This window comes from Acidaminococcus nyctereutis (assembly GCF_052216985.1).
GTDB lineage: Bacteria > Bacillota > Negativicutes > Acidaminococcales > Acidaminococcaceae > Acidaminococcus > Acidaminococcus fermentans_A.
The window spans coordinates 1-10733 of sequence record NZ_JBQOUY010000043.1 but is presented as its reverse complement, the minus strand read 5'-3'; the positions used below and the strand labels follow the sequence as shown (position 1 = coordinate 10733).

8 protein-coding genes are annotated in these 10733 nt (G+C 56.9%); all 8 read right to left on the bottom strand.

All coding sequences use genetic code 11. The features are described 5' to 3' along the window. Positions 1 to 235: 235 nt before the first annotated feature. The 8 genes from aspS to ACTUHY_RS12270 are packed head-to-tail and all read right to left on the bottom strand — an operon-like array spanning position 236 to position 10520. Positions 236 to 2032: an aspartate--tRNA ligase gene (aspS, locus tag ACTUHY_RS12305; protein WP_442827928.1), complete on the bottom strand. Its 1797-nt coding sequence runs from the start codon at positions 2030 to 2032 to the stop codon at positions 236 to 238. A gap of 21 nt (positions 2033 to 2053) precedes the next feature. After that, on the bottom strand, positions 2054 to 3307 hold the full coding sequence (gene hisS / locus ACTUHY_RS12300) for a histidine--tRNA ligase (protein WP_278674857.1): 1254 nt from the start codon (positions 3305 to 3307) through the stop codon (positions 2054 to 2056). A 53-nt stretch (positions 3308 to 3360) separates the two neighbouring features. Beyond that, positions 3361 to 4431 (bottom strand): AI-2E family transporter, encoded by a 1071-nt coding sequence (locus tag ACTUHY_RS12295; RefSeq protein ID WP_442827927.1) that lies wholly within the window; start codon positions 4429 to 4431, stop codon positions 3361 to 3363. 12 nt (positions 4432 to 4443) lie between these two features. Next, the gene (locus ACTUHY_RS12290) at positions 4444 to 5067 is read right to left on the bottom strand and encodes an MBL fold metallo-hydrolase (RefSeq protein WP_442827926.1); all 624 of its coding nucleotides are present in this window, start codon (positions 5065 to 5067) and stop codon (positions 4444 to 4446) included. Positions 5068 to 5083: 16 nt separating this feature from the next. After that, positions 5084 to 5533: a D-aminoacyl-tRNA deacylase gene (gene dtd, locus ACTUHY_RS12285; RefSeq protein WP_442827925.1), complete on the bottom strand. Its 450-nt coding sequence runs from the start codon at positions 5531 to 5533 to the stop codon at positions 5084 to 5086. Between the two features lie 7 nt (positions 5534 to 5540). Beyond that, complete coding sequence (locus ACTUHY_RS12280) at positions 5541 to 7763, bottom strand: RelA/SpoT family protein (RefSeq protein WP_442827924.1); 2223 nt, start codon at positions 7761 to 7763, stop codon at positions 5541 to 5543. Between the two features lie 4 nt (positions 7764 to 7767). Continuing rightward, the gene (gene recJ / locus ACTUHY_RS12275) at positions 7768 to 10116 is read right to left on the bottom strand and encodes a single-stranded-DNA-specific exonuclease RecJ (RefSeq protein WP_442827923.1); all 2349 of its coding nucleotides are present in this window, start codon (positions 10114 to 10116) and stop codon (positions 7768 to 7770) included. A 14-nt stretch (positions 10117 to 10130) separates the two neighbouring features. Then, complete coding sequence (locus ACTUHY_RS12270; protein WP_442827922.1) at positions 10131 to 10520, bottom strand: LapA family protein; 390 nt, start codon at positions 10518 to 10520, stop codon at positions 10131 to 10133. Between the last annotated feature and the right edge of the window lie 213 nt (positions 10521 to 10733).

The window sequence follows — 10733 nt, the reverse complement described above, 5'->3', positions numbered from 1 at the left end:
CGATTCCGTTCTCGGATTTTACTGCTTTCGATGGTGAAATTAAAATAAAAACAGACGTGAGCAAAAATCGCTCACGTCCGTGTGTGGTAGATGAATTGGAGCTTACCCCAACATTTGACAAAGAACCAGAAAAAGGGGGTGTGAAAAAATCCACGCCCCCTGTCGCGGGCAGCAAAGCTGCCTGTCACTGGTCACTTATCAAAGGGGCTGTTGCGTATGCAACAGCCCCTTTTGCTTATTTCTTTTCTTCTTTTTCTTTCTTCACCACGGTGCTCCGGATATGGAGTTCCCGCAGCTGCTTTTCGTCCACCACATTGGGTGCCTGGCACATCAGGTCGATGGCACTCTGGGATTTCGGGAAAGCGATTACGTCACGGATGGACGGCCGTTTGGCCATGAGCATCACCAGACGGTCCAGGCCGAAGGCCAGGCCCCCATGGGGAGGTGCTCCGAATTCAAAGGCTTTCAGCAGGAAGCCGAATTTTTCCTGAGCCTGTTCGTCGGTGAGGCCGATGGCTTCGAAGACCTTCTTCTGGATGTCTTCCCGGTGGATACGTTCGGAACCACCGCCGATTTCCACCCCGTTCAGCACCATGTCGTAGGCTTTGGCATAGACATGACCGGGATCAGTGAGGAGCTTGTCCACATCTTCATCGCAGGGAGCGGTGAAGGGATGGTGCATGGCCACATACCTGTGTTCTTCTTCGCTGTATTCGAACATGGGGAACTTCACCACCCAGGTGAAGCACAGTTTGTCCTTGTCGATAAGGCCCAGGCGCTTGCCCATTTCCAGACGCAGGGCGCCCAGAGCGGCAGCCACCACCTGGGGCTTCCGGTCGGCCACGAACAGCAGCACATCGCCTTTTTCTGCCTTGCCGGCTTCCAGGATCCGCTGCATTTCTTCGTCAGAGAAGAATTTGGCGATAGGAGATTTGATGGAGCCGTCATCGTTGACTATGATCCAGGCCAGGCCCTTGGCACCGTAGATGCCTACGAATTCCACCAGGCCGTCCAGTTCTCTCCGGGGAATCTTATTGTAGCCCTTCACGTTGATGGCTTTCACCAGGCCGCCCTTTTCGATGATGTCCTTGAACACCTTGAACTGGGTCCCCTGGAGGGCTTCATTCATGTTCACCAGCTGCATGCCGAACCGCAGGTCCGGTTTATCGCTGCCGTATTTGTCCATGGCTTCATCCCAGGTCATCCGGGCCATGGGCACGGGCACATCCACGCCCAGGGTTTCCTTGAACACATAGGCGATCAGTTTTTCCGTGAGGGCCATGATGTCATCTTGGTCCACAAAGGACATTTCCATATCCAGCTGGGTGAATTCCGGCTGCCGGTCGGCCCGCAGGTCTTCATCCCGGAAGCACCGGGCAATCTGGAAATACCGTTCCATGCCGGCAATCATCAGCAGCTGTTTGAACAGCTGGGGAGACTGAGGCAGGGCGTAGAACTTGCCAGGGTTCACCCGGCTGGGCACCAAGTAGTCCCGAGCTCCTTCCGGAGTGCTCCGGATCAGATCCGGGGTCTCGATTTCCAGGAAATCCTGTTTGTCCAGGAAGTCCCGAACTGCCTTGGTCACCCGATGGCGGAGGATCAGGTTCTGCTGCATTTCCGGACGCCGCAGATCCAGGTACCGATAGCGGAGACGGACGTTTTCATCCACGTCGATGCCATCCTGGATATAGAAAGGCGGAGTCTTAGAAGGATTCAGCACGTTCAGGTCCTTGACCACCACTTCCACGTCCCCTGTAGGCAGATGGGGATTGACGGTTTCCGCGCTCCGTTCCCGGACCAGGCCTTTGACCTGCAGCACATATTCGCTGCGGACCCCTTCGGCCTTGTGGAAATCTTTTTCATCGTGGGCCGGGTCGATGACCACCTGCACCAGACCGTGACGGTCCCGGAGATCGATGAAGATGATGCCGCCGTGGTCACGCCGTTTGCTTACCCAGCCGCACAAGGTAACCGTCTTGCCGGCATCTGCTTTTCTCAAGTCACCGCAATGATGACTGCGTTCCATACTCATTCTTGTTCACACCTCTGGTCTTTATTTGTTGAAATAGGCTTCCAAAGCCCCGAAACATACTTCTTCCTGGCTGCTGTCCGCCATGTTCCGGACGGTGACAGCGCCCCGGGACCGTTCTTCTTCCCCGAAGATCAGGGCGAAACGGGCCTGTTCCCGGTTGGCCTGCTTCATCTGGGCCTTCATGCTCCGTTCCACCAGGTTCATATCGCAGACAAGGCCTTTGCTCCGCAGGTTGGTGATCACCCGGAAGGCATCGGCCACGCCCCCTTCATCAGGGATGACGGCGAAGATATCCACGGCTTCCTTGCCGGTGGGCAGCAGGTTCTGTTTTTCCATGGCCAGGAGGATCCGTTCCAGGCCGATGGCAAAGCCCACGCCGGGAGTGCTGGGGCCGCCCAGTTCTTCCACCAGACCGTCATACCGTCCGCCGCCGCCTACAGCGCTCTGGGCGCCCAGGGGAGCGTACTGGATTTCGAAAGCGGTCTTGGTGTAGTAGTCCAGGCCCCGTACCAAGTTGCTGTCCACTTCGTATTCCACCCCTGCTTCATCCAGCAGTTTCTTCACGGTTTCGAAGTGGGCCCGGCATTCGTCGCACAGGTGGTCGGTGATCTTGGGGGCACCGGCCATGAAGGGCTTGTCCGCGTCCACTTTGCAGTCCAGGATCCGCAGCGGGCTCCGATCGAACCGGCTCTGGCAGTCTTCGCACAGTTCGCCCAGATGCGGACGGAAGTAGTCCTGGAGCAGTTTCCGATGCTGGGGCCGGCAGTTGGGGCACCCTACGGAGTTGATCTTCAGTTTCAGATCCTTCAGGCCGAACCGTTTCAGCACGGTCAGGGCCAAGAGGATCACTTCCGCATCCACCACAGGAGATTCCGCCCCCAGGGCTTCTACCCCGAACTGGTGGAACTGTCTCATACGGCCTGCCTGGGGCCGGTCGTACCGGAACATAGGTCCGATATAAAACACTTTCAGCGGCATGGGTTCCGCATACAGCTTATTTTCCACAAAGGACCGGACCACGGATGCGGTATTTTCCGGACGCAGGGTCAGGCTGCGGCCGCTCCGGTCCGTAAAGGTGTACATTTCCTTGTCCACTACGTCCGTGCCGTCTCCGATTCCTCTCTGGAAGAGTTCGGTATGTTCAAAGATCGGGGTCCTGATTTCCTGATAATTGAATTCCCGGCATACTTCACGAATGATTTGTTCGGCATAGCGCCAGCCATTGATGGTACCCGGCAGAATGTCTTTGGTACCGCGCGGTGCCCCTGTTAACATAAAAATCCCCTCCGTCCACAGAACTTGTTTGAACTTATTAATTTTAACACAGTTTATTGTTTTTTATCAACTGACTCAAGACTTTCTTCTCCGGCATGCCAGAAGTACCCATAGAGAACTTTGATGATGGCCAGGACCGGAACTGCGAAGATCAGGCCGGCCACCCCGCCGATTTGGCCCCCGATCATCACCGCCAGGATGATCAGCACCGGATGCAGGGTGATGCTGTGCCCCATCAGGTTCGGCATGATCACCTGGGCATCCACCTGATAGTACACCAGATACAGCACCAGGACTTTCAGGGCCAGGGAGGGCTTTTGGAGCAGGGCGATGAACACGGCTGCCAGGGTCCCTACCACCGATCCTACCAGGGGAATCATTTCGCTGATCATGGCCAGAAAGCCCAGCACCAGGGTATACTGGACCCCCAGGATGGAGTTCCCGGCTGTGAGGCAGGCAGCAGCCACGAAGCAAAGCTTGAACATATTGTCCACATAGGCGCAGAGCATACGCCCCATATCCGACAGCACCCGGTCCGCCAGAGGCTGCTTTTCATAGGCAAAGAGCCCTACCACCATCTTTTTCAGGGTCCGCCAGTCCTTCAGGAAATAGAAGCTGAGGAAGGGGACCAGGGCCAGACTCACTAGGCTCTTGGCCGCCTGGACGGTGGAAGCCAGCATATCTTTCAAAAGGCCCATGATATAGCTGCTCAGGCTGCTGGCCGCCTGCTGGAGCATCTCCCGGGTATTGGGCGGCAGCTTCTGGGCCTCGCTGCCCAGGAACAGGCTGATGCTTTCGTTGGCTTTGGCCGCCAGCCCCGGCATGGCTTTCAGCAGGGTGTTCACCTGGGTCACTAGGGGAACGATCAATACATTGGCTGCTGCATACAGGAACAGGCCGAACAGGAAAAAGGCGATGAGCACCGCCAGGGTATTGGGAAAGGCCCTTCCTTTGATCTTCAGTCGTTCCAGCCGGTCCACGATAGGATACAGCAGGAAGCTCATCCCCACCGCCAGGAACACCGGCAGGAACCAGTGGCCCAGGAGGTAGAACACTCCGAACCCAGCCAGGCCCGCCAGCAGTTTGGCCACCAGTCCCCGGGGCTTTTGTTGCACATCCATCATGCACTCACGACCTTACTGGAGGAACGGATTCCTGCGCCGTTCCCAGCCCACTGTGGTGGCCGGTCCATGGCCGGGCAGCAGCTTGTAGTCATCGGGCAGCACCAGCAGCTTGGTCTTGATGGAATCCAGGATGGCGTCATAGGAACCTCCCGGCAGATCCGTCCGGCCGATGCTTTCCAGGAACACTGTGTCCCCGCAGAACACCACTCCATCTCCGATGATGCAGACGCCGCCCCGGGTATGGCCCGGGGTAGCAGCGATGGTGAAATCCAGGCCTGCTGCTGTGAGCTTTTCCCCATCGGTGAAGTATGCATCGGGGGGATCGAATTTTTTGTCCCGGTTGGTGGAATAGGACAGGCTGCTGTTCCACACCCGGAGCATGGGCGCATCTTCCCGGCTCATATAGACTTTGGCGCCGGTGGCCGCCTTGACTTCATCCAGGGCGGAGATATGGTCCCCGTGACCATGGGTGAGGAAGATGGCGGGCACTTTTTCGATACCGGCCTTCTTCACCGCATCCATGATCCGGTCGGCTTCATCTCCCGGATCCACGATGATGCCTTCGTTATTGGCTTCGTTCTTGATGATGTAACAATTTTCCTGGATCGGTCCCACGACCACCCGATAGATCTTCATAGTTTCCTTTTCCCTCCTAAAACATCTTCCCGCTGTCCAGCAGGATGGTGACCGGCCCATCGTTCACCAGGGCCACTTCCATATGGGCCTGGAACTGCCCGGTCTCTACGGTCAGCCCCTTGTCCCGGAGCTTCCGGCACAAGTCCTCATACAGCCGGTTGGCTTCTTCCGGAGGCGCTGCCTGGGTGAAGGAAGGTCTCCTGCCATGGCGCACATCCCCGTACAGGGTGAACTGGGACACCAAGAGGATGCTGCCTCCCACCTGGGCCACCGACTGATTCATCTTTTCTTCTTCGTCTTCAAAGATCCGGAGCCCGGCCAATTTCTCCGCCAGGTAGGCTCCGTCCTTTTCTGTATCTCCCCGGGCCACGCCCAGAAGGACCAGCAGCCCCTTTCCGATGGAGCCCACCTTGCGGCTTTCCACGGTAACGGAGGCCTCTTTGACCCGCTGTACCACTGCTCTCATGACTGCCTCACGTTCCGGACACTTTCCGGTCCACTTTATAGACGCCCTTGATCCGGCGCAGCCGGCCGATGATATAGTTCAGCTGGTCCAGGCTGCTGATATCCAGCCCCATGTCCACATAGGCTGTCTTATTGGGGTTGGTATGGGCATTGATGGAATTGATGTTCACTTTGGTTTCGCTGGCCACGGTCATGATATTGGCCATGACCCCGGGCTGATCCACCGCCGTCAGACGGAGCACCACCTTATAGGCAGCATCCGTATCCACATTCCAGGAGACGTCGATCATCCGGTTGGGATCTTCCGTATTGGCCAGCACATTGGGACAGTCTGCCCGGTGGACGGAAACGCCGTGGCCCCGGGTGATGTACCCTACGATAGGGTCTCCAGGGATAGGATTGCAGCATTTGGCCAGCTTGACCATGATGTCGTCCTCTCCCTTCACCAGGATACCGTGGCTGCCCTTGTGGGTCTTCACGGTCTTAGGCTTCAGTTCGCTGAGGAGCTGGGACAGGTTCTTGGTGGTGTTCTGGCGCTGGGCCTTCTTGTACAGGTCCACCAGCTTCACCATGACCCCGTTCACCATCAGCCCGCCGTATCCGAGAGCGGCCAGCAGGTTCTCCACGCTACCGTCCATATGGCACCGGACCGCCACTTCCTTCAAGTTGTCGGAGCTGAGCATGGTGTTCACATCGTACCCCAGGCGCCGGCACTCCCGTTCCAGCATTTCCCGTCCATTGACGATGTTCTCTTCCCGCCGTTCCTTCTTGAAGAACTGTTTGATCTTGTTCTTGGTCTGGCTGGATCCTACGATATTGATCCAATCCCGGCTGGGTCCCGGAGACTGCTTGGACGTGATGATCTCTACGATGTCCCCATTCTTCAGGTGGTAATCCAAGGGCACGATCTTCCCGTTCACCTTGGCCCCCACGCAGCTGTTGCCCACCCCGGTGTGGACCCGGTAGGCAAAATCGATGGGTACGGAGCCTTCCGGCAGATCCAGTACATCTCCCTGGGGAGTGAAGACGAACACCTCGTCAGAGAACACATCCATCTTCACCGTATCCACGAATTCATGGGGATCCCGCATATCCTTATGCCATTCCAGCAGCTGCCGGAGCCAGGCCATCTTGGCATCCACACTCTTGTCGGAAGAGCTGGGCATCTTGGAGCCGCCGCTTTCCTTATACCGCCAGTGAGCTGCCACCCCGTATTCAGAGACCTTGTGCATCTCGAAAGTCCGGATCTGGATTTCCAGGGGCTGTCCGCTGGAAGCCACCACCGTCGTATGCAGGGACTGGTAGCCATTGGATTTGGGCACGGCGATATAGTCCTTGAACCGGCCCGGGATGGGTTTCCACTTCCCATGGACGATCCCCAGGACCCCATAGCAGTCCTTCACCGTATCCACCAGCACCCGGACGGCCAAAAGATCGTAGATCTCGTTGATGGTCTTGTGGTCCCGCTGCATCTTCTTGTAGATGCTGTAGAAGCTCTTGGGGCGGCCCTGGATCTGGCAATTGATACCGGCTTCCTCGCACAGTTTCCGCAGTTCGTCCATGGCCTCCTGGACCATGGCTTCCCGCTCGTGCCGCTTGCTCTTCACCTGTTCTACCAGTTCGTAGTAATGCTGGGGTTCCATATAGCGGAAGGCCAGATCTTCCAGTTCCCATTTGATGGCATAGATCCCCAGCCGGTGGGCCAGAGGGGCATAGATCTCCAGGGTCTCCGAAGAGATCCGTTTCTGCTTGTTCACCGGCATGTATTTCATGGTCCGCATGTTGTGCAGCCGGTCCGCCAGTTTGATCAGTACCACCCGGATATCCTTGGCCATGGCCAGGAACATTTTCCGGTAGTTCTCCACCTGCTGTTCTTCCCGGGAGATATATTCGATCTTGCCCAGCTTGGTGACCCCGTCCACCAGCATGGCCACTTCCCGGCCGAAGATATCCTCCATCTGGTCCAAGGTCACATCCGTATCTTCTACCACATCATGCAGGAAGGCAGCGGCCAGCGTCACGTCATCCATCTGGAGCTGGGCCAGGATGGTGGCCACCCCCAGCGGATGGATGATATAGGGTTCCCCGGAAGCCCGTTTCTGCTTGGCATGGGCCTCTGCCGCGAAGTTGTACGCTTCCCGGACGAATTCCACCTGCCGCGGGGTCAAATATTTGCCGATGCGGGCATAGAATTCTTCCGCACTGATCGGCTTGTCATCGAGCTGTTCCATTGTCTCACCTTCCTGTCATCCAAAGAGCGGCGATTTCTGCCGGCTGCAGCTTCCAGCTGCGGTTCAGTTCCTGGAAATGGGCATCATAGGCCGCCTGGAGGGCCTGGAACCCTTTGGAATCCTGCATATTCTTGTGGCCTGTATCGCCCAGGGAAACCAACCCGGATTCCCTGGTGAACAGGTGCAATTCATAAAAGATAGCGAGGACAGCCTGGCTGATCCGATACCCTTCCCGGGTGGTCAGCCGGAGCAGCTGGGCTTCTTGGCAGGCTCCCTGCTGCTGGAGACGACTCCGGATGGCCGCATAGCAGAACCGCATCCCGGCCAAATCGGGATACTGCCGGCGGAGAGCATCTCTCCGGGCCAGCAGATCCTCCCGGCCGTACAGGAGATACAGCCGTCCCTGCCAATCCTTGGTCAGAGGGAATCTTCCCGGTGCCAGGATCTTTTCTGCCCCGCCATCATAAAACACCACAGTATGGACACCCTCCGGCAGAGGTTCTCCATAAACGGCGCTATGGATGCCCGGGAATTTTTGCTGCAGGGCAACACTATCCTCCCCATATACTACCGTCTTTTTATCTTTTTGTAAAATACTATTTAACTCTGTCTCTTTATTCCGGTTCTCGTGCCGCCAGTCAATAATGGTGTATGGAGCTTCTACCGCCGATACTTCCAGATCCACCGCCGTAACCCCTCGGAAGGTGTTCAGCCGGGGAGAAAAGGCGACAGCAGCCACTTCCCCTGGATAAAAGGAATGGAACCGGGGACCTTCCTGCCACAGGAGTCCCTTGTACTGGAACCCTCCCTGTTCCAGGAGAAACTTCAAATGGTTCTGATCCCGGCCCAGGAGGGAGACTTCCTGGATCCGGGCTTTGGCAAACCCCAGTACCGGCGCCGGATTGCCTACCCCGAAAGGTTCCAGTTTGGCCAGTTCCTGGACGGCTTCCACAGTGACTTCCCGTCCTTCCGGCACAAAATAATCTGGCACAGCCGCCGGTTCATAGGGTTTGTGATCCAGCATCTCCGCTACCGTCCGGGCAAAAGCTTCCCGGAAAGCAGGGATTTCCGAGGTCTTCATGGTAAGGCCGGCCGCCTGGGCATGGCCCCCGAACTGGACCAGATGCTCCCGGCACCGGTCCAGGGCCTGGTACAAGTCCAGGGGCGGGATGCTCCGGCAGGACCCTTTGGCCGTATCCCCGCTGATGGAAAGGAGGACCGAAGGCAGATGGTACTTTTCCGTCATCCGGGAAGCTACGATGCCGATGACCCCCGGGTGCCACCCTTCCTCTCCCAGGACGATGCCCCATTCCGGGCTCCCCAGCCGTGCCAGCTGATGTTCTGCCTCTTCAAAGATTTTCTGGCTCAGCGCCTGCCGTTCCTGATTGGCCGAATTCAGTTCTGCCGCCAGTTCCCTGGCTTTCTCCGGATCCTGGGCGGTCAGGAGATGCACGGCCGTCATCGCATCATCCAGACGGCCGGCCGCATTGATCCGGGGCCCCAAGCCGAAGCCGATGGTGCCGCTGTTGATGGTGCTGCCGGGTGCCACCGTCACCTGGAGTAGGGCGCGGAGGCCGCAGAGGGAACTGCTGGACATCTTGGCCAGGCCTTTCCGAACGATTTCCCGGTTCTCATCCCGGAGGGGGACCATGTCTGCCACCGTGCCCAGGGCCACCAATTCGATCAGTTCATCCCAATAGAGATCCGGATTCCCAGTGAGTTTCTGTTCCAGGGCCTGGCACAACTTGAACGCTACACCGACTCCTGCGATCCCTTTGAAAGGATAGCCATCCCCAGGCTGGTTGGGATTCACTACGGCCAGGGCCGCCGGCAGCTGCCGGGGAGCCAGGTGGTGGTCCGTGATGATGATATCCATAGTCTTGGGTGCTTCTGCTACTTCCTTGGCCCCGCTGATGCCCGTATCCACGGTGATCAGCAACCGGGTGCCAGAGGCGGCGATCCGTTCCAGAGCCGGTCCATTGAGGCCGTACCCTTCCGTATCCCGGCGAGGTACGTAGACCTGTACCTTGGCTCCCCTTGCCTGTAAAAACAAATACAGCAGGGAGCTGGCCGATGTCCCATCCACGTCATAATCCCCGTAGATGGTCATCGCTTCGCCCTGCTGCAGTGCCTGGAGGATCCGGTCCACGGCCCGGTCCATATCTTTCAATCGGAAAGGATCATAATAGGGCTGGGATTTCCCTTCCAGAAATTCCCGGATCTGCTCCGGGTCCGTCAGATCCCTGCGCATCAAGACCCCTGCCAAGAGGGGAGAGATCCCCATTTCCTGGCTGAGGGCCTGGATCTGTTCCGTTTCCGCTCCCGTCAGATGCTTGATTTTCGAATAGATCATAGGTCTCCTGCTCTTTACTCCTTCGGCCGGAACGGCTTGATGATGGGATCCTGGTCCTGGGCCGGGTCGTAGGTTTTCCCCTTGCGTTCCGTCCGAGGCAGATCCATGTGAGGCACAGGGCGCCGAGCCTGTCTTTCCTGCCGTGCTTCCCAGTCTGCTTTCTTATCTTCCAGCTGCCGCAGCTGTTCCTTCAGTCTGCGGTCCTTCATATAATGGCCCGCCTTCACTTTCAAAGTCCACAAGCTGGCCAGGAAGAAACCCGCCAAAAGACAGCTCAGGATGATCAAGGCCAGGCTCATAGAAAAATGCCAGAAAAGGAAACTGACTTCTACAGCCATAGCGTTCTGGAGAGCAAAAACAGCGACAAAAAAAGCAATGATTCCCATGAGGATCACATACAGCATATGAGCACATCCTTTCTGTCGGTCCAGTGTCTATCGATTCAGCAATAGCGTGATGTATTATTATATCGCATTTTGGAGAGAAAAAGAAGGGGGTGTTGCATGTGTGAGGTTTTCACACATGCAACAGCTTTCTTTTTTCTTCAGTTTTAAAGTCTTCAATGGAAAATCGAAAAAAACATCTCGAATTCCCTAAAATTGGATACAACAATGTAA

Excerpts from the sequence above, each read along its gene's own strand:
- hisS (WP_278674857.1), bottom strand. The coding sequence starts at position 3,307 with ATGTTAACAGGGGCACCGCGCGGTACCAAAGACATTCTGCCGGGTACC.
- ACTUHY_RS12295 (WP_442827927.1), bottom strand. The coding sequence starts at position 4,431 with ATGATGGATGTGCAACAAAAGCCCCGGGGACTGGTGGCCAAACTGCTG.
- ACTUHY_RS12270 (WP_442827922.1), bottom strand. The coding sequence starts at position 10,520 with ATGCTGTATGTGATCCTCATGGGAATCATTGCTTTTTTTGTCGCTGTT.
- aspS (WP_442827928.1), bottom strand. The coding sequence starts at position 2,032 with ATGAGTATGGAACGCAGTCATCATTGCGGTGACTTGAGAAAAGCAGAT.
- ACTUHY_RS12290 (WP_442827926.1), bottom strand. The coding sequence starts at position 5,067 with ATGAAGATCTATCGGGTGGTCGTGGGACCGATCCAGGAAAATTGTTAC.
- ACTUHY_RS12280 (WP_442827924.1), bottom strand. The coding sequence starts at position 7,763 with ATGGAACAGCTCGATGACAAGCCGATCAGTGCGGAAGAATTCTATGCC.
- dtd (WP_442827925.1), bottom strand. The coding sequence starts at position 5,533 with ATGAGAGCAGTGGTACAGCGGGTCAAAGAGGCCTCCGTTACCGTGGAA.
- recJ (WP_442827923.1), bottom strand. The coding sequence starts at position 10,116 with ATGATCTATTCGAAAATCAAGCATCTGACGGGAGCGGAAACGGAACAG.